We start from the raw sequence: 22,121 nt of genomic DNA, 5'->3' as shown, positions 1-22,121 counted from the left end.
GCCTCCCGGTTATTCATTGTATTGCATAAATATACAACATTAAGAATAAAGATTCAACCACTTTGCTTGAATTTTCTTAAAGACAACAGAATGTAGGGAAGTGGACAACAAAAATGCAAACAAAGAGGAGAGATCACGATGTGGAATGGTGATTCTTATTTAACGAAGCTATATGACGAAGCCATTGCTCGGCATCAACAGCTTCGAACTCTGCAGCTCCGAAATGAACGCAGGCCGAAGCTGAAATCAGTGCTGCGAGAGTTGGTAGGCCAGTTCGAGCCTAATCTCGCACATATACCGAAGGTGCTTGAGCGCGTTCAATGCGATGGATATGTTCGCGAACGGGTGGAGCTGTCGGCTACGCCAGAGCTGACCTTTGCCGCGTATGTGCTTATTCCGAGTGATGTGCAGGGGCCGCAGCCGAGTGTGCTGGCACTGCATGGTCATGGTTATGGGAGCAGACAAATTGTTGGTTTGCGGCAGGATGGATCACAAGATGATGAAGACCCGGGCATCCATCAGCATTTTGCTATTCAGCTCGTGAAACGGGGCATGGTCGTGATCGCACCAGACGTCATCGGCTTCGGCGAACGCAGGCTCCATGCCGATCTGGCGCTTAATCCAGATACGCCAAGCTCGTGCTACCGGCTGTCGACGCAGCTGATGATGCTTGGCAAGACATTGACCGGCCTGCGCGTATCAGAAGCGTTAAAAGCATTTCATTATTTGTCTACGCGTAAAGAGGTTGATGCTGATCGGATTGGCCTCATGGGTTTTTCTGGCGGAGGTTTAATTGGGTTTGTGACGGCCGTGCTGGAAGCGCGCATAAATGCAACGGTATTGACTGGCTTCGCGAGCACAGTCAAAGACAGCATCTTTGCCGTTCATCATTGCATTGATAATTACACGCCAAGTTTACTCGTTCACGCGGAGCTGCCGGAATTAATCGGATTAATTGCTCCGCGTCCGTTATTTCTTGAATCTGGAGAAAATGATCCAATTTTTCCGGTGGCAGGCTTTCGGAAGGCGGCAGCAGAGATTCAGGCCATTTATGAGGCGGATGGAGCTGGTGACAAGCTTCTAACGGACGTATTTCCGGGTAAGCATGAAATAAGCGGCCGACTGGCTTACGATTGGTTGAAGCAAACGTTATCGCCTTAAATTACGTCGTATATTGCTTGCGAAACTTCGTAGGCGGCAACCCGATTTGCTGCGTAAAGCAATTGGAGAAGTAGGGAACATTTTCAAATCCAACATATTGCGCGATTTCTGCGATCGGCCATTCTGTTTTGAGCAGCAGCAGCTTGGCTTGCTCAAGCCGATATTTGGACAAATAGTCGATAGGTGTCATGCCATACACCTGCTTCATGCAGCGGGTAATGTAGTTATAGTGAAAATTGAGAGCTTCAGCCATCGTTTTGCTTGAAATTTCAAATCGATAATTATTTTTTATATAAGCCTCCGCTTTCTCAGCTAGAGTGACAATGGGGCTTGTATAGCTGTCATTTTGCCGCAGGTCCATCATGCGCAGCAGCTCCTCGAATGTCTGCTGCTGCGTCCAGAATGCACTCGACTGACGCTCTCCTCCAGCTTTGTTCAGCGTACGCATTAATCGAAACGCTTGCTCTGGATAGGGGAGCGTCCATGCTTTCTGCAGGTGAAGGGAGTAAGGAGAAGTTAGAAAACGATTGTAATGCTCTTCTTGGTTAATGCCTGAGTGATCGAGCTCCGTTTGCTGCCATTCCCCCACCGCTTGAAAATGAACCCAGTAAAAGCGTGTTTTTTCCTCGGAAGGCTTTACGGAATAGTGATAGCGGTCAGGCAGCAGAAGCAAGGTTTGCCCGTCTGTTAATTGCCATTTCCGCTCATCCTCGCCTATAAATAAGCAGCCATGTTCTATGATAAGAAGATCAAATACGCCTAGCTGCTTCCGGCTCGGATGCTGATCGCCCCGTTCGTGATTCGTAACGCCGCTCTCTAAGTAATAAGGAAGCGGAGGGGCTGCAAAATAAATATGCTCCGATGCTGCTATCATAATCAATTACACTCCCTGCTTGTGTGAAATTTTATAAGTATTTAGTTATTTTCGTTTGTATTTAAGTTTTATTTTAACCCATAAAATAGAGATCAGCAGTATGAAGTTATTCATTTCGGAAGAGGGGTTTTAATAAATGGAGCAAATCGCAAGCAGGGACCATGCCAAACCCGTATCACTTAAGCAGATCAATATTCAAGATTCATTTTGGAATTATTATATTAATCTAGTTAGGGATGTTGTTGTACCCTATCAATGGGATGCTATAAATGATCAAGTAGAGGGAGCCGAACGAAGCGGAGCGGTTCGTAATTTTAAAATTGCGGCAGGTTTAGAAAAAGGTGATTTTTACGGCTTCGTATTTCAAGATACCGATGTAGCCAAATGGCTGGAGGCGGTCGCTTATTTGCTTGAGACAAAGCCAGATGCTGGTCTAGAGCAAATTGCTGACGAAATGATCGACATTATTGAAAAGGCGCAGCAGCCTGACGGTTATTTGAATACCTTCTATACGATTAAAGAGCCGGGCAAGAAGTGGACAAATTTGACAGAGTGCCATGAGCTTTATACCGCAGGCCATATGATCGAGGCTGGAGTAGCTTACTATAAAGCAACAGGCAAGAAGAAGCTGCTTGAAATTGTATGCCGCATCGCAGATGATATTGCTGTCGTGTTTGGTGATGGACCAGGTCAAATCGCAGGATATGACGGTCATCAAGAGATTGAGCTGGCGCTTGTGAAATTATATGAGACAACGGGTGAACGCAAATATTTAGAGCTGAGCAGCTACTTTATTGATAAGCGCGGCCAGCAGCCCAGCTTCTTCGAAGCAGAGGCTGACCGCAGGGGCAGAACTTCCCATTGGAGCAATAATAAAATTCATATCGAAGCGGATTATTTCCAAGCGCATTTGCCTGTTCGTGAGCAAGAAGCAGCGGTTGGCCATGCGGTACGTGTCGTTTATATGCTTGCGGGTATGGCGGATGTTGCACGCGAAACGAGCGACGAGTCTTTGCTTGCGGCATGCCGCAGATTGTGGGACAATATAGCCTCCAAGCAGATGTACATTACTGGCGGTATTGGATCAATGGCGCAGGGCGAAGCTTTTTCATTCGATTACGATCTGCCAAATGATACGGTATATTCAGAAACGTGCGCATCGATCGGCCTTATATTCTTCGCTCATCGCATGCTTCAGCTCGAGCCTAACAGCCGCTATGCGGATGTTATGGAGCGTGCTTTGTACAATACCGTTATTGCAGGCATGTCGCGCGACGGCAGACATTTCTTCTACGTGAATCCGCTGGAGGTAACGCCGGATGTATGTGAAGGAAGAAACAAAAACTTTAATCATGTGAAGCCTGTACGCCAAGAGTGGTTCGGCTGTGCATGCTGTCCGCCTAATATTGCTCGCTTGCTTGCCTCGCTTGGCGAATATTTGTATTCCACAAAAGGTAATACCATTTATTCGCATTTGTATATCGGCGGAGAAATGGAGCTTTCATTAGGAGATACAAAAATCAAGCTTCATCAGCAATCCAATATGCCTTGGGCAGGTTCAGCACGTTTTGAGGTGACACTCGGCGAGCCGGCTGTATTCACTTTGGCGCTGCGTATACCAGACTGGTCTTCCAATGCAGCGGTACTCATAAACGGAGAAGCCTATTCCATTACGAATCAAATCGTGGACGGCTATGCGCGAATTGACCGGGAGTGGACGTCCGGCGACGTTGTGGAGCTTGCACTCGATATGCCTATATTACGAGTAAGAAGCCATCCGCTAGTGAAGCAAAATGCTGGAAAGGTAGCGCTGCAGCGCGGACCGCTCGTCTATTGCCTAGAGGAAGCGGACAACGGAAAGCAGCTTCAGCAGCTACTTCTGCCGCAGGATGCCAAGCTGGAGGAAACGTTTGAACAACATCTGATTGGCGGCATCCAAGTCATTAAGGCGCAGGCGCTGAAGCTTCAATTCGAGGATTGGGGCACTCAGCTTTACCGCACCAACGCAGACGCAGCTCTTGAGCAGACGGATGTTACGTTTATTCCCTATTACGCATGGGCGAATCGCGGCAAAGGCGAGATGGCGGTATGGGTGAAGGAACGACTATAGGCCGTTTGCATTCCAGCTTTTTTGAACTGAGATGATCAAAATAATTTGGCGATTGCTTACCGAGATTAATTCGGAAGTAATCGCCTTTTTTGTGTTGCAAAATATATAGTTTATAGGGTTGACACTATACTTTTTACATTGTGCAGTTTATTTTTTGAAATTACAATTTAATTAAACATGAATACGATTTATTTCATGCTATTATTGGCGTTATAACACTAATGAAATAAACGACATGTCATACTATACCTACAGGGGAGGGCATGAAAAATGATCCGAATACACAATGTGATTGAACAGTTAAAGGCTCCCATTGATCATATAGAAGGCAGTGTTGATACGTTAAAGTTTGGAAACGCTCAGACGGAGGTTAAAGGTATTGTCGTTGCCTTTATGGCAACACAACAAGTGCTGGAGAGATCGGTCGAATTAGGGGCTAATCTCATCATTACGCATGAGGGTACTTTTTTCAGTCACCATGATGCAAAGGAATCTACTTATGTGAATGATCCTATTTATAAGGCTAAAAGCCGATTTATTGAAGAATCAGGATTGGCGATTTATCGCTTTCACGATTATTGGCATCGTTACGAGCCAGACGGCATTATGGAGGGGCTTATTCACGCCTTGGATTGGAATGATTATGTGACGGAGCATTTGCCTGCCGCATCAATCGTTGCCGTTCAACCGATGAAGCTCGAGCAAGTGATCGAGCATATCAAAAAAAAGCTGGGAATCCGTTATGTACGTACAGTAGGGGATTTATCCACAAGTTGCAGCCGGATTGGATTATTGGCCGGCTACAGAGGTGGAGGGGACAACGCGATTCCTTTATTTGCAAACTATAAGCTGGACTTGATCATATACGGCGAAGGCCCGGAGTGGGAGACGCCAGAGTATGTAAGGGATGCCGTCCACCTGGGCAGGCACCAAGCACTAGTTGTTCTAGGACATTCCGAAAGCGAGCAGCCAGGTATGAAACTGCTGGCTGATCGGCTTCGCCATAAATATTCCACTATTCCTGTTCATTTCTTGCCTGTAGATCCCGTTTTCAAAGTGGTCTAACCCCCAATAAGAGGAGGAATTTGATGCATTTACATCGTGCAATTCTGGTAGATGATGAACCATTTACCCGCAAAGGCTTAATGAAGCTGATCGATTGGGAAACCTGCGGCTTTCAAATCGTAGGGGAGGCTGACAATGGCGAGGATGCGCTTGAGCTGATCAAGCGTGTGCAGCCTGAGCTTGTCATAACGGATATTCGTATGCCGGTTATAGATGGGCTTGAGTTGATTCGTTTAGTCACGATGGAAAATATAGCTGCGCCCTACTTTATTATTATAAGCGGCTACAATGATTTTAATTATGCGCAGCAAGCGATGCGTTATGGCGTACATGACTTTGTTGTTAAACCAATTGATGAGATTGAATTCGCCAATACCTTAACCAAATTAAATGACAAACTTAAGCTCAAACAAATGGAGCAAGTTAGAAACAATCGGCTCATGGGCGGCGAAATGATTCAATCACTTATTCTCGGAGAAGCAAGCGAAACAACCATAATAGAATGGGAACAGCGCCTCAATTTGAAGGAAGAAGATCGTATATTTTATTTGTTTGCTGAACTGAATGATAACTATAATTGGTTTCCTTATGAAGAGAAGGTTTCCTACGCGCGATTCAAAGAACTTGTAGAGCAAGTGCTTGTTCGTATTACTTCAGCAGAACAGCCAATTTGCTTCAATGAGCATCGCAATCGTATCGGCATTCTACTGCCGGGCTACTTGCTGGCTCATTGGGGTGGGGATATTGAACGATTTTTAATCGCCTTTAGAGATGCGCTTGATGCGCATTTGGGAAAAGGCGTGTTTCTTTATTCTGGTTCTGTTGTACAGGGGCTGTTAGATATTCGTGAATCGTACAAGACCGCCAAGGAAGCCATTTTATATAAATATGTATATGAGGATAGTCGTATCGTTATCTATGATCAAATCCAATCGGAGAAGCTGAACTATATCGGGTTAGATCCAGCTGATTTTAATCAATTTATGGAGCAAATGGAGGAGCTGCAGCTTGATGCTGCGATAGTATTCGTCGATAAATGGTTTCATGATTTCCGGGAGAAACGGTATGCCCCAGAGGCTGTGAAGATGAACATTCAGCTGTGCTTGATGGGAATATTGAAAACCATTCGGAATATGGAGGGTGACGAACAATCCTTGCAGACGCTCGGGCCGCTGCTGAGCTGGCATGATTCTCATTTATCGCTTGGTGAACTAAAAAAACTATTTATTGCATTTATCGAAGAAAGTCAACAAAGTATTGCAGTGCTTAGGAAGGAACAGTTGAAGAGCGATATTCAAAAAATTAAAAGTTATATTGAAGTCAATTATTCGCAAAACATCAGTTTAAAGAGTATTGCAGCACTATTTTATGTCAATCCCGTCTACTTAGGCCAATTGTTTAAGAAGACATATCGTGTATATTTTAATGAATTTTTACTTCAGCTTCGAGTGAACGAGGCCAAAAAGCTGCTGAGACAATCGCGTACCATGCGCATATATGAGATTGCAGAGAAAGTCGGCTTCAGCAATGCAGATTATTTTGTCACGCAATTTGAGAAAATTGAGCATATGACACCTACTGAATATCGAAATAAGCTCTTGTAGGCCTTCGTGCTTAAAGCATCCGTTATTTGAAGAAAAGGAGAATATCCGTGAAGCTGAGCCTAAGTCTCAATAATGTTCGTCTACGAAATAAGCTGCTCATTCTTTATATTTTTTCGGTGTTTCTTCCCATCGTATTAACCAACGTTATTTTTTATAATGTGACGACGGAAAATGTGAGAAACCAGCGGATGAAGGATATTTCACGAGCAGTAGAACAAATTAACAACGAATTCCGGTCCGAAGTCGAGGACGCGGTTACGATTTCTTCTGTATTTTATACGGATTATAATTTAAATGAAATTTTAGAGAGGGATTATCAAGAGCCGGCAGCTTATGTTGAAGCTTATGATACTTATTTCCGAAGAATTTTGAATAGCTACACGCCTGTTTATGCCTCTATTCAGAACATCAAAATTTTTGTGGAAAATCCGACAATGCTGCATTCAGGCGGCGTTGGTTATTTATCGGACGAAATTAAACAGTCTGACTGGTACAAATTGCTCAAAGAAAGAGACAATTCTTACCCTATTTTCATTCGAACGCAGCAAGAGGATATCTATCTGAAAAACGATAATTCTACCAGTAGGAATACATTTAGTATTATCAGTAAGATGGATTATTTTGAATCGAAAAATAAATGGCAAAAGTTTTTGAAAATTGATTTGAAAACGAGCACGATTGATCAAATATTTCGAAACCAAAACCTGCAAGGCAACATTTATTTGATTGATGATAAAGGTAAGGTTGAATATACGACTGACCCCGAGGTAGACTGGAGCAAAAAATCGCTTGCGTTTGATGAATTAGTTTTCCCTAAGGATTCAATTGAGTTTCCTTCCACTAATTCCTATGTAAGTTATTTGGAAAATTGGCGTATTGTCGGTACGATCTCGGAGGAAGAGGTGCTTAAGGATGTTAGACAGTCCAGAGAATTTGTTTTTGTGCTGGCCTGTTTAAATATTTTCATCCCAACGCTGATTATATTATGGATTTCACGTTCACTGCACGAGCGGTTGGTTCGCATTTTGCAGCATATGAAAAAAGTGAAAAACCAGAACTTCGATACGATTAAGCAGGGTGAATCCTTGGATGAAATCGGACAATTAACGAGTGAATTCAATCGAATGACGATACAAGTGAAAAGCTTGATTGATGATGTTTATATTGCGGATATTCAGACAAAAACATTGGAGCTTGAGCGGAGGAAAGCGCAGTTGAATGCGTTGCAAAGCCAGATCAATCCTCATTTTCTGTTTAACGCGCTGGAAACGATTCGAATGCGAAGCCTCATCAAGGATGAGATGGAGACGGCTAAGATCATACACAATATGGCGAAAATATTTAGAACCTCGCTCACTTGGGGCAAGGACCGCGTTATGGTTAGTGAAGAAATTGAATTTATTTTGTGTTTCCTCGAAATTCAGAAATACCGCTTTGAAGATCGTATGAATTATCACATTCACGTAGATCCTTCTGCTAAAGAGTGTAAGGTGCCGAAAATGATGTTTTTGCCGTTTGTAGAAAATGCAAGCATCCATGGCATTGAGCCGTTAAGGCAAGGGGGGAGCATTCAAGTACAAGTTGAGCGTGATGCTGACACGTTAATCTTCTCGATTAGAGATAATGGAATCGGCATGAATGATCAAAAAGTCAAACAGTTTTATGGCTATTTGGAAAGCGACGAAGAGCTAGGCGAGAGAATAGGCGTTCAAAACGTTATTTATCGCTTAAAGCTGATTTATGGCGACCGTTTTCAACTATTAATTAAAAGTGAACCTGGGGAAGGCACCTTTATAAGGGTTGCTGTTCCAGTTGAGATATAGGGCTGCTCGTTAAATCGATTATCCTATATGTTTTTTTAAGTTTGAACTATAGTTTATTGGGTAAACAAAGTATTTTAGATTACTTATAATGAAAGTGCTTACAAAAAAAGTTGCACTCGAAAGGGGCTGGGGAAAGTGAAAAAGAAAATATTATTGACTTGTATGACTGCCTTTATGATCTTTACTGCTGCATGCTCGAACAGCGGCAATGGCGGAGAAGCAAAGCCAACAAACAGCACAAACACTCCTGCAAATACTGCAAGTGAAGGGAAAGAAACAGATAAGCCGGTTGAAAAAGTTACTTTTTCTTATTTCAATGGTGTTGCAGCAGCTAAGGACATTAACAGCAACGAGACGACGATTGGTAAAATTTTGGAGGATCAAACGGGTGTTAACTTTAAAATCGAGCATTTGGTTGGCGATTTGAACACAAAGGTTGGCACGATGATCGCATCAAACGCGTATCCGGATGTTATGATTCCGGATGCTGCAATCGACAAGATTTTAGATGCAGGTGCGTTTATTGCATTGGACGATCTTATTGAGCAATACGGCCCTAATATTAAACGGGTATATGGCAAGTATTTTAATCAAATGAGAGCCGCGGACGGCAAAATTTACTTCCTGCCATTCTCTAATACAGTTGGCGAGTATATTCCGGATCCGAATATTAACCAAGGTGCTTTCTGGGTACAACGCAGAGTATTAAAAGAAGCGGGTTATCCGAAAGTAACAACGCTTGATGGCTACATGGATCTCATTAAAAATTTCGTAGACAAGCACAAGGATGAGGATTTGACTGGTTATGTTTCACTGACACATGACTGGAGATTTTTCGCAACATCCAACCCGCCAAACCATTTGGCAGGTTATCCGAATGATGGAAATGTCATTGTAGATATGAACACCTTCGATGCAAAAACATACGCTGCGGATGAAAATACAAAGCGCTGGCTTCAAAAGCTAAATGAGATCAATTCTGAAGGCTTGTTCGATAAAGCTTCCTTCGTAGATAACTTTGATCAATATTTAGCTAAACTGACTTCACACAAAGTGGTTGGCTTCTTCGATTACGGCTGGCAGTTTGCTAATGCGCAAAATGCGCTCAAGGACGCCGCTAAACAAGATCCAACACAGGATGATTTCGTATACTTCCCGCTGCCAGTTACTTTTGACGGCCAAAAGGATCAATACCTGGATCCTCCAGGCTTTGTTAAAAACCGCGGTATGGGTATTACCGTGAGTGCGAAGGACCCAGCGCGCATTGTTCAATACTTGGATAATCTTCTAACAGACGAGAACCAAATTCTTCAGAAATGGGGAATTAAAGGGGAAACGTACGAAGTAAATGAAAATGGAAGAATGTACCGTACAGCGGAACAAATCGCCAAAATCGATGAAGCTTTCAACGAAAAATTTGGATTTAAATATTATTCTTGGAACTGGCCGCTTTACAACAATGGCTCGTCTCTGCCGGATGGCAACTCCGTATCACCAGGAATGCAAGCAGAAGTATTCCAAATGAGCCTAACTAATGAAGACAAGACTATTCTAGAAAAATATGGCGTGAAAACGTATTCCGAACTGTTTGCAGCACCGGACGATCGTCCATGGTACCCTGCTTGGGGCATTCCGAAGGAGCAAGGCTCCACGCAGCAAATTTGGGAAACGAAAAAAGATGAGCTTACGAAAAAATACTTCCCTAAGCTTGTCCTTGCGAAACCAGCTGACTTTGAGAAGGTATGGACAGAATATACAGATGCATTCGGCAAGCTGGATACAGCTGCCTACGAGAAATGGACAACAGATGAAGTGAAGAAATTGATTGAAGCATCCAAGCAATAAAATAGAAGGATCGGTGAAAGGCCGGCTTGCGGATGCAAAATGCCGGCCTTTCTTCAAATATAAGAATTTATAAGTTTGTTAACTTATAAAAGACTTATATTTCTCTGTCAAAGCTGCTTCGGCGTCCAGAGGTCGCCGAAGACGCTTTTGCTTGCTATCCAGCATCATTCAGTCCGGAAGGAGAGATTCAAGATGGAACATAAGCCCGATATGTCATCGTCAAACCTGGTGCTGCCTAAGAAGCCGTCGGGACTGAAGAATTTTGCGAAAAAGCTCATTGAGCAGCGCGTGCTTGTTCTTATGTCTGTACCGTTTCTAGCGTGGTTGTTTATTTTTAAATATATGCCTCTATGGGGGTGGACGATCGCCTTTCAAGCCTATAAGCCAGCGAAAAGCTTTAGTGAGCAGAAATGGGTTGGATTTGATCATTTTAAATTTTTATTCGAGGACGAAAGGTTTCTTCGCGTCTTAAGGAATACAGTAGCGATGAGCGGAATCAATCTGGTTCTCGGCTTCATTACGGCAATCACACTCGCTTTGTTGTTAAATGAGGTCAGGAAGGTTGCTTTTAAACGTATTGTTCAAACGGTCAGCTATTTGCCCCATTTTATTTCATGGGTAGTTGCGGCAAGCATTATTCAAACAACGTTATCTCCAGATGGCATTATTAATCAAATGCTGCTTTGGATCGGATGGGTGGAAAAAGGCGAGGAAATATTGTTTCTCGGTATACCTGAACAATTCTGGACCATTTTTGGAGCAAGCTCTGTATGGAAAGATGTAGGCTGGAATACAATCGTCTACCTAGCGGCAATGACGATGATTGACCCTGCGCAATATGAAGCAGCAGAGATGGATGGAGCAGGCCGAATTAAACGGATGTGGTATGTAACGCTTCCGGGTATCAAACCGGTTATTATCGTATTGCTCATTATGAATATCGGGTATTTGCTGGAATCGGGCTTCGAGCCGCAGTATTTGCTGGGGAACGGCATGAACGTCGATTTTTCCGAAAACCTTGACATATTTGTTCTTAAATACGGGATTGCGCAAGGCAACTACTCGCTATCGATTGCAGCGGGCATGTTTAAAACCATAATCAGCTTTATTTTATTGTTCGCAGCGAACAATCTTGCAAAACGTATGGGCGAGTCCAGACTGTTTTAGAGGGAGGGGTACAACATGAGTCATTCGGCATCGGAAGCTGTGTCAAACAAACCAAGCCGCATCCGCTCATCACGCGGCGATCTCATATTTGATATTTGCAATTATATATTTCTTACCTTACTGATGGTTGTTACATTATATCCTTTCTTGAATACGGCCGCCGTATCACTTAACAATGCGACAGATTCGATTAAGGGCGGCATTTATTTGCTGCCAAGGATATGGACGCTGGACAATTATGCCTATGTGCTAAAAGAAGCAACGATATTCCACGCAACGCTGATTTCAATCCTTCGAACAGTGATTGGAACGATTGCTACCGTTTTTTGCTCAGCGATGGTCGCTTACACGATTACTAGGCAAGAATACGTTCTTAGGAAATTCGTAACGATTGCGTTCATCTTGACAATGTATTTTAATGGCGGACTTATTCCCAACTTTTTGTTAATCCGTGATTTAGGCTTGATCAACAATTTTTGGGTCTATATTTTCCCAGGCTTAATCGGCGTATTTAACTTAATCATTATTCGTTCCTTTATTGAAGGGCTGCCAGAGAGTATTTTGGAATCAGCAAGAATAGATGGTGCAGGCGACTTCAAAATGTTCTACAGCATCGTTCTGCCGCTTTGCGTACCTGTACTTGCAACGGTTGCTTTATTCTCAGCCGTGTATCAGTGGAATCAATGGTTTGATGTGTTCTTGTACAATTCCTCGAATATCGATCTCAGTACGCTGCAGTATGAGCTGCAAAAAATTCTTCAGAACTCCAATGCATCCTTGACGGCGAAGACGGCTGCCGATGCATTCTCGGGCGCGGCCAATTCTGGAGGGAATTCGGTGACACCGCTTGCGGTTCGGGCAACGATGACGATTGTGGCTTCCTTGCCGATCATTATGGTATATCCGTTTCTACAGAAATACTTTGTAAAAGGTATGACCGTAGGCGGCGTGAAAGGTTAATAGACAGGGGGAAATAAGATGAGCAGTAATGCAGCGAGTTCTATTCCTAAGTTATACGAAGCATTTAAAGATTCATTTGATATAGGCGCAGCGGTTAATCCGCGTACCATTGTTCAGGCTCGCGATCTCATTGCGACCCATTTTAACAGCTTGACTGCTGAGAATGAAATGAAATTTGTTAGCTTGCACCCTTCCGAAGATACCTATACGTTTGAAGAAGCAGACAAAATCGTCGCATTTGCAAGAGAGCATGGGAAAAAAATGAGAGGGCATACACTGGTTTGGCATAATCAGACATCCGATTGGCTGTTTGAAGAAGCGGATGGCAGCCCAGTTAGCGGCGAGAAGCTTTTGGATCGATTGAAATCGCATATTCATACCGTTGTTGGCCGTTATAAAAACGATATTTATGCATGGGACGTCGTAAATGAAGTCATTTCTGACGAAGGCGCAGCTATGCTGCGTCCAACCAAATGGCTGGATATCGCCGGTGTGGACTATATAGCCAAAGCGTTTGAATTCACACATGAAGCAGATCCTAAAGCTCAGCTTTTCTACAATGATTATAATGAGTCGAACCCTCTGAAACGCGATAAAATCTATCAATTGGTTAAATCGCTGCTAGAGCAGGATGTCCCGATTCATGGCGTTGGCCTTCAAGCGCATTGGAGCTTGTATCATCCTCATTTAGATGAAATACGGGCTGCGATCGAGAAGTACGCTTCACTTGGCCTACGACTGCAATTAACAGAGCTTGATATATCGATGTTCCGCCATGATGATGTACGAACCGACTTAGCAAAGCCTACTGAAGAAATGCTGGAGCTGCAGGAGAAACGATATGAGGCTGTCTTTCATTTGCTGACGGAATATCGCAATCATATTGATGCGGTTACGTTCTGGGGAGCGGCGGATGATTATACGTGGCTCAGTGATTTTCCTGTACGTGGACGGAAAAATTGGCCAATGCTATTTGATGAGAACCATGAGCCAAAAGGTTCGTTCTGGCGCGTCATGAAGCAGCACTCATCTCTCTGAGCCAGCTTACAAGGAGGCACGTTAATAAATGGACAGTCACACGTATAAGGCTTGGCTGAATCCTCAGCGGATAGAGGATTTGCATTTGAAAAAGGAGTATTCGGCTCTTTTTGGTCAGATCGTCTTTAGTGGCGTGGCGACTGGCGTATTGGAAACGGCAATCAAAGAGCTGCAGCATGGTATTCATGCCTTAATCGGCATAATCCCGGCAGTAAAGGAGCGGGCTGAGCCTGCGACGGCTGGCTTTCTTCATATTATGGTGGACTCCGTATTGATGGATTCGGATAGATGGGAGCCATCCAAAGCGGGATATATGATTCGGTACAGCTCTCAGCAAGGCCATGGCAATTTATCTCTTGTCGGCGGATCAGATACAGCCGTATTATATGGCGTGTTTCATTTGCTGCGTCTATTAGGCGCCGGTAAGCCAGTGAAAGAACTGAATGCCGAGCAATCTCCAGCCATGTCGCTTCGAATGATTAATCAGTGGGATAATGCTGACGGTTCGGTAGAGCGAGGGTATGCGGGACAGTCTATATTTTATCAAAACGGAGAAATAACGAGTGATTTTAATCGAATAAACGATTATGCGAGAATGCTCGCATCCGTTGGCCTCAATGCGATTTCTATCAATAATGTGAATGTTCATGAGATTGAAACGATGTTCATCACAGAGGAAAAGCTTCCTGCTGTTGCGGTTATTGCAGACATTTTCCGCAGGTACGGAATTACGCTGTTTCTGAGCGTTAACTTTGCTGCTCCTCTACAAATCGGAGGTCTGGCCACTGCAGATCCGCTGGATGCTAGTGTGCAGCAGTGGTGGAAGGAAACGGCTGAACGGATCTACGCGTTTATACCTGACTTCGGTGGTTTCGTCGTGAAGGCAGATTCTGAGCATCGGCCCGGGCCATTTGCTTATGGACGTGACCATGCAGATGGAGCGAATATGCTCGCTGAAGCGCTGGAAGCTCACGATGGCATCGTCATTTGGCGCTGCTTCGTTTATGACTGCATGCAGGATTGGCGTGATCGGAAGATCGATCGAGCACGTGCTGCATTTGACCATTTTAAACCGCTCGATGGTCGTTTTCGGAGTAATGTCATTCTACAAATTAAGAATGGACCGATGGACTTTCAGGTTCGCGAGCCCGTATCCCCATTGTTTGGCGCGATGAAGAAAACGAACCAGATGATGGAGTTCCAGATCACTCAAGAATATACCGGCCAACAGAAGCATCTTTGCTATCTCGTCCCGCAGTGGAAGCAGGTAATGGATTTCGATACCTATGCGGAAGGTGCATCGACTGAAGTTAAGCGAGTGGTGGATGGCACATTGTACGGTATGAAATATAGCGGAATTGCAGCGGTGAGCAATATTGGGAATGAAGAGAGCTGGACAGGGCATATTCTCGCACAAGCCAATCTTTACGGATATGGCCGGCTGGTGTGGAACCCGGCTTTAACAGCCGAGGAGATTTCGCACGAGTGGATAGCCGCAACGTTTGGCAATGATGCTGAGATAGCTTTAGCAATCGGTGACATGCTGATGAAGTCGTGGCTGTTATATGAAAGCTATACGGCACCGCTTGGCGTAGGCTGGATGATCACGCCTAACCATCATTTTGGTCCGGATGTCGATGGCTACGAGTATTCAAGATGGGGAACCTACCATTTTGCAGATCGTGACGGTATCGGCGTTGACCGGACGCAGGCGAGTGGAACAGGATATACCGCACAGTATAATGAACCAAACCGTTCGCAGTATGATAGTTTGGACACTTGTCCAGACGAGCTGCTGTTATTTTTCCATCATGTGCCTTATACCCATGTACTCCATTCTGGCAAGACGGTCATTCAGCATATCTACGATACCCATTTTGCGGGTGCGGAGGAAGCAGATCAGATGCTGCGGGATTGGGCAGGTTTGGCGGGCAAAATCGATGAAGCAAGGTTTGCGCATGTCGCTGAGCGCTTGACCTTTCAAGCTGCTCATGCCAAGCATTGGCGCGACGTGATCAATACGTATTTCTACCGCAAATCGGGCATTGCCGATGCGGCTGGTCGGAAAATATTTTAATGGGTTTGCATGCGAGGTGGAGATTTGTCCACCTCGTTTTTTGTTTACAAGCACAATATTCAGTCCGCTGCCGCGTTGGTAGAGGGCTGTTTTTGTCTATAGATAAAACCTTTACAAATGAGGAAAGCTTTGCAATCATAAAGTAATGGGATTTTATTGGAAATTGCGATGAGGAGTGAAGCTATGAAAGTCATGAGAGGATTTGATTGGTTAGCTATTGCAATGAACTTAAGCGTAATATCTGCATTTGTTGTATTGTTAAGCGCTTGCAGCAATACAGTTAAAGTCGAGCATATCGAGGCATTTAGCATAGAAATTTCAGAGGAAAATAAAGATGGCTTTTATGAACAAACAGGCTTTAAGAAGGTGAACTCTATTACTGCTTTTGCAGAAAATAAAAATTATTTAAGCTCTGACATCAAAATGGTCGTGGATTATTATGATCTGGATGGAAAATATGTTAAATCAGAAATCGTACATACGAAATTCAGCAAGTCTCATATCACGATGGTTGAAGATGGAGATAATCGAAAAAAAGAGCTTGAGGAGCCATCAACCATTATCATACCTGATGACAATTTACAAAATTTTCGATCCAGTGCTCTATCAGACGATGAGAAAAAGCAGATTAAACAACATGTATTAAATCTAATAGATAGATTATAAGTACAGGATAAACGAATATGGAGGAATTGCGAATGATCTCATTAAAAAATAAAATAGCAATCGTTACAGGAGCGAGCAGATCCACGGGAATTGGAACAGCGATTTGCCGTTCGCTTGCACGCTTAGGAGCAGACATTTTCTTTACGCATTGGCATGCCTTTGATGAAACGGAAGGCAATGGGGGAGAGAAGGATTGGCCTGAGCAGCTGCGTAAGGAACTAGAAGACTTAGGCGTGAGGGCAAGTCATATGGAAGCGGATTTTGCCGATGTGGAAACTCCTGCCCTTATAATGGAACAGGTAGAAAGGTCGTTAGGCCACGCGACTATTTTAATTAACAACGCCACCTATTGCGTACCTTCCAATTATAAAAGCTTGGATATAAATATATTGGACCAACATTATGCTGTGAATAACCGCGGGCCGATATTGTTAAGCACAGAGTTTGCGAGCAGATTTGAGAAAAACCAAATAAAAGGGACATCGGGCAGAATTATTTTTATGGTTTCAAAAGGGCCTGATCCGAATAATTTGGCTTACATAGCAACAAAAGGCGCATTGATTGGGCTTATCGAGCCGCTATCTGTAGGGTTGGCTCCGCTTCAAATTACAGTAAATGGATTTGATCCAGGTCCCACCGATTCTGGCTGGATGGATGAGCAGATGAAGGCTGGCTTTTTGCCAATGTTCCCTATGGGACGCATCGGTTTGCCGGAGGATGCAGCTAAAGCAATCAGCTTCTTGGCGAGTGACGAATCACAGTGGATAACCGGGCAAGTTATAAAATCTGAAGGCGGTTTTTTAGGTAAATAGCTGATTTTGTCCTTTATCATCCTACGTACACGTGATAAAAGAAATCTATATAGTTTATAAAATCATTGAAATATAATTTATCGATAGCCATGATACAATGCCGTTAAGTGGGAAAATGGAGGGATGGCATTGTTGAACAAACCTATTTTGACTGAGCAATTTATGGTGTTCGCGACGAGGGAATGCAAAGGCTCAAGCCGTTTGTATGAACAGCTATCATTAGCCATTGCAGATGATGATGAAATGCTTCAGATGGCTTCTTATTGCAGAGAAGGCCAGCCAGTTCCCAATCTTTTTTTTGCTGCGGTTCAGTACTTGCTGGACAAAGAGAGCAGCCACGAACTGCAAAAGTTTTACGGCAGCATAGTTAACGATCCGAGAGATGCGGCGGAGGCATTCCCTTTTTTTAAACACTTTTGCCTTCAGCATAAAAACGAAATTGTTCAACTGCTCCAAAGCAAGCTTGTACAAACGAATGAGGTTAGACGCTGTGCTTACTTGTATCCTGCTTTTTGTTATATGTATCAAAAAACGAACAAACCATTAGCAATCATTGAAATCGGCACAAGTGCGGGGCTGCAGCTTTTTTGGGATAAGTATAGTTATCAATACAACAATAGTGAAACCTATGGAAATATAGATGCTGAACTGGTACTGCACTCGGAAGTTCGTGGAGACATTGCCTTGCATCTCCTAAAACAAAGTCCGCCAGTGATTGCAAGGATAGGAATAGATTTGCACGTTAATAATCTGGAAGAGGAAGACGATTATCTTTGGTTAAAGTCGTTGATTTGGCCTGAGCATAATGAGCGGATTGTGAATTTTGACAAAGCAGCTTCTTTATTAAAAGGGCAGCAGATGGAGTTGTTTCAGGGGAATGGCGTGAAACGACTTGCTGAAATGGTTGCTAAAATAACGGAGGATTGTGTTATTGGTGTGTTTCACACCCATGTAGCCAACCAAATGACTCATGACGACAAAGTTGAATTAACAGACAGCATTAGGAGAATAGGGCAACAAAGAGATATATTTCACCTCTACAATAATATGTGGGACCCAAATCTTCATCTTGATTATTATTTGGAGGGCAAGGTGCAATCGAAAACGTTAGCGGAAACAGATGGTCATGGCCGTTGGTTTCGGTGGATGCTTTGATCCTACCTCGTTCATTGTGGATTTAACGAAAGAGCATAATTTCAGCGCGCAGGGATAGAGGTCGAGAGATTTATGGAATGGGATGCGGGTGCTTACACCGTTGCATGGAAAGCACAAAAGATTGTACTGCTTCCGAAGGAATATGCGCTGCTGCATTTCATGCACAGCCATGCAGGGCAAACGCTGTCGCGCGAACAGCTGCTAGACAACGTCTGGCCAATGGAGGCGCCGGTAGATCGTACAGTAGATGATCACATTTACCGGCTGCGGCGCAAGCTTGCACAATGGTCGCCGACTATTCAGATCGATACGGTACGTGGACTCGGTTATCGACTGCTGCTGAAGCAGGAAGGTTTGAATGACAACCCACTAATCGAGCTGCCTTCGTTCACGAAGGAGCTAAGCGGAATCGTCAGCACTTATTTGCGCTATGGAAGAGGAGATGCGCTCCTCATGCTGACTCGAAATGAGCAAGTATTAGGCTTTAAGGTGGACCCAACCTTAAAGCTTTTATTTCGCGTAATGGAAGGCGATGTACGTTTTATTGTGCGGGAGGAGGAGGGCTCATTTGCAGATCGTGCCTTCCTTTTGCTGTACTTATATCAGTTTATTGACCCGCAGGACAACCGTGAGTATGTGGCGATCGTTCGTAGGCAACAGGTGCTGGCGCAGTTATGGCAAAACGAGCTCGAAACGATGTCGATCATCAGCATGCTGATGGATTGGGGAGAGTTCGAGGCTGCCAAGGAAAAGCTGGATTTGCTTAAAGCAGAAGTGAAGCGGAATAACTGGGAAGGGCTCATCCCCTACACCGCTAATCTAGAGCTGGAATTTGTGCTGCGCGCTGAGCTGTGGTCAGAAGTTGAATCGGCTGCAGAGGTTGTTGAGGCGAAGCTCAAACAGTTTCCTTATCAACGCGAGGAGGGGCATTATCGTATTTTGAAGGGGATAGCGCTTTATCGTTCGAACAGAAAATCCGGCTTGTCCTTTATTGAACAGGGATTCTCGCTGCTGAAGCAGTCGCATTTTTTAGCCAATCTGTTAAACAGCTATCACACCCTTCTGATCATAACCAAGGTGCATGGCTGGGGAGCAGACCGGGATTACTTTGTGAAGGAATGGAGCCGGTTAACGGCACAGATTGGGCTGGATGATATTGCAAAACAGGTAAAGGAGCAGCTTCAAGCTGAGCTGAAATCCTACTAATAATTCTCTAGTAAATTTCTATTAAATCTCTATTTAATCTTTATTCATGCTCTGATATTGCTCTGATAATTGTCCGGTATCGTTGGTTCTATCAACTCATACCGGAGGTTATCAAGATGGAAAATGCAAAAACGAATGATCCGATTTGGCGCCCGCTGCGGGCAAAAAGCTTCCGCCAGCTGTTTATTGGCCAGCTGTTGTCCGACCTTGCGAATTGGCTTGATTTTATAGCGCTTAGCGCATTAATTGTTTATGCATGGAATCACGGCTCTATGGCAGTTGCCGCTTTATCGATCTGTGTCGGTTTGCCTTATGTCATTGTGGGACCGTTGATGAGTGTGCGTCTAAGTTATATTTCCGGAAAAAGCTTGTTAATCGGATGCGATCTATTGCGATTTGTATTCGTGCTGGCCATGGCTTGGGCGCCGTCACTTCCTATTCTCCTGCTATTGGTATTGCTTAAGCACAGCATGAGCGCTGTATTTGATCCGGTTAGGCAAAGCGCTGTTAAACGAATCGTTGACCGGCATTTGCTGGCGCAGGCCTCTTCACTCAGCCAAATGTCGGTTAATTTGACGAAGGTATTGGGACCTATGATCGGCGGAGCAATAATGGCATGGCTCGGAGCAACGGTTCCATTTATCATAAGCGCTATATTGTATGCACTATCAGCTCTGATGCTCAGTTTTATCCCGTCTTGGAGAGGACAGAAGGAGCAAGCGGCAAAATCATCCGGCGGATTAAGGGTTGCCTGGGAGCATGTGATGCGCAGGCCGCTCCTGAAGGCGGTCATTATGTATGCTGCTTCTTTGTTTTTCCTTATCTTTTTGTATGATGGTTTGTTCGTTTTGCTGGCGAAGGAATCGGGAATGGCTGAGAATTTATTCGGACTGCTCATTGGCTCGGTTGGTGCAGGCAGTGTTGCCGGCGCTTTACTGGCAGGACAATGGAGCGGGTGGAAGCAGCGGCCGCTTACCCATATGACGAAAGCGGGTATCGTAACTGGATTTCTCGTTATTGCGGTAGGAATTAGCGGAATGGGCATATTCCAAGCGGAGCTCGCTTTGTGGCTGCCGTTATGTGCGGCACTTGGCTTTTACAGCGCACAAAGCGCGGTGCCGTTTGGCTATGTGCTGCAAATAGAGACGACGGATGAAACGGTTGGTCCTGTGTTTGCGTTAGCGAATGCTTTTCAGACGAGCTCTATGCTCATTGCACCGGTAATAGGGGCGATGATGGCTTCGTGGTGGAGTGTCGGCAGTGTATTCCTCGGTGTTGGGGTAGCTACAACAGGAATAGCGGCTATTTACCTTTATTACAGTGAGACGAAGGTAAATAAGCAGCGGCTAGAGGAGAAAGCATTTTGAAATAAAAGTATAACATTAGAAAAGGTGGTATTACACGAATGTCTGAGGACTTTTATTGTGATGAAGTATTAAGCGGCCGAACATCTGTACAGAAGGTGATTGAGACGGATCGAGTACTTGCTTATCACCATACCAAACCATTTTATCCCGTCCACATTGTTGCAATTCCAAAAAAACATATCTCCTCATTGCTTACTTTAGAAGCGGCAGACAATGACCTGTTTCTTGAGTTAATGGATGTCGTAAAAAAAGCAGCCACTCAAGTGGAATCCGAACATGGTGCTTGCAGAGTCATCACTAATTTAGGCAAATATCAAGACTCTAAACATCTTCACTTTCACATCGTTTACGGCCAACCTTTAAACAAGAACTGAACGACTGATCACTGGCTATCTTAAATTTGACACAATGCATTGCTCGTATTTATCTTCAATAATGATAAGCTGGAGATATCTACTATTCAGGGGTACAACGATGCTCAAAAAAACAGGTTTAGCTGCTTTGTATGCCAGTATTGCTTTTCTTATTTATCGTTTTGGTGATGTGATTTTGACGTGGTTTCAGCAAGCGGATAATGTGCCGCTCGTCGTCATTATGGCAACGCTCGTCGCACTATTTCCTGTCATCCCGTATCCCGTAATCGGCGGGCTCATTGGTGCTGCTCTTGGCCCAGTGTTAGGCGCGGCAGTGACTTGGACGGGCTCAGCGGCAGCATCCATTGTGATGTTTCTGTTTATCCGCTATGGCTATCAAGAGTGGGGGAAGAAATTTCTCTACCGTTATCCAAGCATCGGAAAACTAACGGTGATGTTTGAGCAGAATGCTTTTCTGACGATTATGTTTGCTCGGCTCATTCCGTTCATTCCATCCATTGCAGTTAATATGTACTCTGCGCTAAGCCGTGTTTCCTTTACCGTTTATGCGATCGCCTCATCGATTGGCAAAATTCCAGCGATGCTGCTGTTCGCCACGATCGGTGATACGCTTATGACGGACCCAAGAAACGTATTTGTTACCGTCTTAGTATACGGCTTGTTTATGGCGGTATCTCTTTTTGTTTATCGAAAGTGGAAGCTTCAGTAGATTTTCTCTAAAACAACAGAAGGCCTCTTCGCAAATGATGCGCGCAGAGGTCGTTTTTTTGTTGTACACTCTTCTCGAAAATAAAATGTTCCTGCTAATCCAAAATGT

The 22,121-nt window shown here is 44.2% G+C and carries 18 protein-coding genes; 17 read left to right on the top strand and 1 reads right to left on the bottom strand.

Annotation, left to right across the window (positions count from 1 at the left end):
* The first annotated feature begins 138 nt into the window (after positions 1–138).
* Positions 139–1,161 (top strand): dienelactone hydrolase family protein, encoded by a 1,023-nt coding sequence (locus AC1DPK_RS03970; protein ID WP_477509399.1) that lies wholly within the window; start codon positions 139–141, stop codon positions 1,159–1,161.
* 1 nt (position 1,162) lies between these two features.
* Here AC1DPK_RS03970 and AC1DPK_RS03965 read toward each other — a convergent pair whose 3' ends face one another.
* Complete coding sequence (locus tag AC1DPK_RS03965; RefSeq protein ID WP_477509398.1) at positions 1,163–2,035, bottom strand: helix-turn-helix domain-containing protein; 873 nt, start codon at positions 2,033–2,035, stop codon at positions 1,163–1,165.
* 136 nt (positions 2,036–2,171) lie between these two features.
* On the opposite strand from AC1DPK_RS03965, the gene AC1DPK_RS03960 reads away from it, so the two are divergent.
* The 16 genes from AC1DPK_RS03960 to AC1DPK_RS03885 all read left to right on the top strand — a co-directional run bounded on the left by AC1DPK_RS03960 (position 2,172) and on the right by AC1DPK_RS03885 (position 22,013).
* A complete protein-coding gene (locus AC1DPK_RS03960; RefSeq protein ID WP_477509397.1) occupies positions 2,172–4,145 on the top strand; it encodes a glycoside hydrolase family 127 protein in 1,974 nt (657 codons plus the stop codon).
* Between the two features lie 270 nt (positions 4,146–4,415).
* On the top strand, positions 4,416–5,210 hold the full coding sequence (locus AC1DPK_RS03955) for a Nif3-like dinuclear metal center hexameric protein (protein WP_441879117.1): 795 nt from the start codon (positions 4,416–4,418) through the stop codon (positions 5,208–5,210).
* A gap of 23 nt (positions 5,211–5,233) precedes the next feature.
* Complete coding sequence (locus AC1DPK_RS03950; protein ID WP_441879115.1) at positions 5,234–6,814, top strand: response regulator; 1,581 nt, start codon at positions 5,234–5,236, stop codon at positions 6,812–6,814.
* 47 nt (positions 6,815–6,861) lie between these two features.
* On the top strand, positions 6,862–8,637 hold the full coding sequence (locus tag AC1DPK_RS03945) for a sensor histidine kinase (protein ID WP_441879113.1): 1,776 nt from the start codon (positions 6,862–6,864) through the stop codon (positions 8,635–8,637).
* A gap of 135 nt (positions 8,638–8,772) precedes the next feature.
* Complete coding sequence (locus AC1DPK_RS03940; protein ID WP_477509396.1) at positions 8,773–10,482, top strand: type 2 periplasmic-binding domain-containing protein; 1,710 nt, start codon at positions 8,773–8,775, stop codon at positions 10,480–10,482.
* A gap of 192 nt (positions 10,483–10,674) precedes the next feature.
* Positions 10,675–11,649, top strand: a complete 975-nt coding sequence (locus tag AC1DPK_RS03935; RefSeq protein ID WP_477509395.1) for an ABC transporter permease — start codon at positions 10,675–10,677, stop codon at positions 11,647–11,649.
* A gap of 15 nt (positions 11,650–11,664) precedes the next feature.
* Entirely contained in the window at positions 11,665–12,609 is a 945-nt protein-coding gene (locus AC1DPK_RS03930) for a carbohydrate ABC transporter permease (protein WP_339207630.1), read from the top strand.
* An 18-nt stretch (positions 12,610–12,627) separates the two neighbouring features.
* Positions 12,628–13,647: an endo-1,4-beta-xylanase gene (locus tag AC1DPK_RS03925; protein WP_477509394.1), complete on the top strand. Its 1,020-nt coding sequence runs from the start codon at positions 12,628–12,630 to the stop codon at positions 13,645–13,647.
* Between the two features lie 28 nt (positions 13,648–13,675).
* A complete protein-coding gene (locus AC1DPK_RS03920; RefSeq protein WP_477509393.1) occupies positions 13,676–15,724 on the top strand; it encodes an alpha-glucuronidase family glycosyl hydrolase in 2,049 nt (682 codons plus the stop codon).
* A 183-nt stretch (positions 15,725–15,907) separates the two neighbouring features.
* Positions 15,908–16,390: a hypothetical protein gene (locus AC1DPK_RS03915; RefSeq protein ID WP_477509392.1), complete on the top strand. Its 483-nt coding sequence runs from the start codon at positions 15,908–15,910 to the stop codon at positions 16,388–16,390.
* A 32-nt stretch (positions 16,391–16,422) separates the two neighbouring features.
* Positions 16,423–17,202 carry an SDR family oxidoreductase gene (locus AC1DPK_RS03910; RefSeq protein ID WP_477509391.1) on the top strand — a complete coding sequence of 260 codons (780 nt, stop codon included), beginning with the start codon at positions 16,423–16,425 and terminating at the stop codon, positions 17,200–17,202.
* Positions 17,203–17,331: 129 nt separating this feature from the next.
* Positions 17,332–18,357 (top strand): DUF2332 domain-containing protein, encoded by a 1,026-nt coding sequence (locus tag AC1DPK_RS03905; protein WP_441879101.1) that lies wholly within the window; start codon positions 17,332–17,334, stop codon positions 18,355–18,357.
* Positions 18,358–18,429: 72 nt separating this feature from the next.
* A complete protein-coding gene (locus tag AC1DPK_RS03900; protein WP_477509390.1) occupies positions 18,430–19,563 on the top strand; it encodes a winged helix-turn-helix domain-containing protein in 1,134 nt (377 codons plus the stop codon).
* A 116-nt stretch (positions 19,564–19,679) separates the two neighbouring features.
* Positions 19,680–20,930, top strand: coding sequence for an MFS transporter (locus AC1DPK_RS03895; protein ID WP_477509389.1), 1,251 nt, complete (start codon positions 19,680–19,682; stop codon positions 20,928–20,930).
* Positions 20,931–20,968: 38 nt separating this feature from the next.
* Entirely contained in the window at positions 20,969–21,304 is a 336-nt protein-coding gene (locus tag AC1DPK_RS03890; protein ID WP_477509388.1) for an HIT domain-containing protein, read from the top strand.
* A gap of 100 nt (positions 21,305–21,404) precedes the next feature.
* Positions 21,405–22,013 (top strand): TVP38/TMEM64 family protein, encoded by a 609-nt coding sequence (locus AC1DPK_RS03885; protein WP_477509387.1) that lies wholly within the window; start codon positions 21,405–21,407, stop codon positions 22,011–22,013.
* Positions 22,014–22,121: the final 108 nt, after the last annotated feature.

Source organism: Paenibacillus sp. 01T424 (genome assembly GCF_056398745.1).
This window is presented reverse-complemented; position numbering and strand designations above follow the sequence as displayed.

Bases quoted from the DNA above. Each gene is read 5' to 3' on its own strand.
- AC1DPK_RS03925 (WP_477509394.1), top strand. From the start codon at position 12,628: ATGAGCAGTAATGCAGCGAGTTCTATTCCTAAGTTATACGAAGCATTT.
- AC1DPK_RS03920 (WP_477509393.1), top strand. From the start codon at position 13,676: ATGGACAGTCACACGTATAAGGCTTGGCTGAATCCTCAGCGGATAGAG.
- AC1DPK_RS03950 (WP_441879115.1), top strand. From the start codon at position 5,234: ATGCATTTACATCGTGCAATTCTGGTAGATGATGAACCATTTACCCGC.
- AC1DPK_RS03955 (WP_441879117.1), top strand. From the start codon at position 4,416: ATGATCCGAATACACAATGTGATTGAACAGTTAAAGGCTCCCATTGAT.
- AC1DPK_RS03970 (WP_477509399.1), top strand. From the start codon at position 139: ATGTGGAATGGTGATTCTTATTTAACGAAGCTATATGACGAAGCCATT.
- AC1DPK_RS03900 (WP_477509390.1), top strand. From the start codon at position 18,430: ATGGAATGGGATGCGGGTGCTTACACCGTTGCATGGAAAGCACAAAAG.
- AC1DPK_RS03910 (WP_477509391.1), top strand. From the start codon at position 16,423: ATGATCTCATTAAAAAATAAAATAGCAATCGTTACAGGAGCGAGCAGA.
- AC1DPK_RS03930 (WP_339207630.1), top strand. From the start codon at position 11,665: ATGAGTCATTCGGCATCGGAAGCTGTGTCAAACAAACCAAGCCGCATC.
- AC1DPK_RS03965 (WP_477509398.1), bottom strand. From the start codon at position 2,035: ATGATAGCAGCATCGGAGCATATTTATTTTGCAGCCCCTCCGCTTCCT.
- AC1DPK_RS03890 (WP_477509388.1), top strand. From the start codon at position 20,969: ATGTCTGAGGACTTTTATTGTGATGAAGTATTAAGCGGCCGAACATCT.
- AC1DPK_RS03915 (WP_477509392.1), top strand. From the start codon at position 15,908: ATGAAAGTCATGAGAGGATTTGATTGGTTAGCTATTGCAATGAACTTA.
- AC1DPK_RS03960 (WP_477509397.1), top strand. From the start codon at position 2,172: ATGGAGCAAATCGCAAGCAGGGACCATGCCAAACCCGTATCACTTAAG.
- AC1DPK_RS03885 (WP_477509387.1), top strand. From the start codon at position 21,405: ATGCTCAAAAAAACAGGTTTAGCTGCTTTGTATGCCAGTATTGCTTTT.
- AC1DPK_RS03895 (WP_477509389.1), top strand. From the start codon at position 19,680: ATGGAAAATGCAAAAACGAATGATCCGATTTGGCGCCCGCTGCGGGCA.
- AC1DPK_RS03935 (WP_477509395.1), top strand. From the start codon at position 10,675: ATGGAACATAAGCCCGATATGTCATCGTCAAACCTGGTGCTGCCTAAG.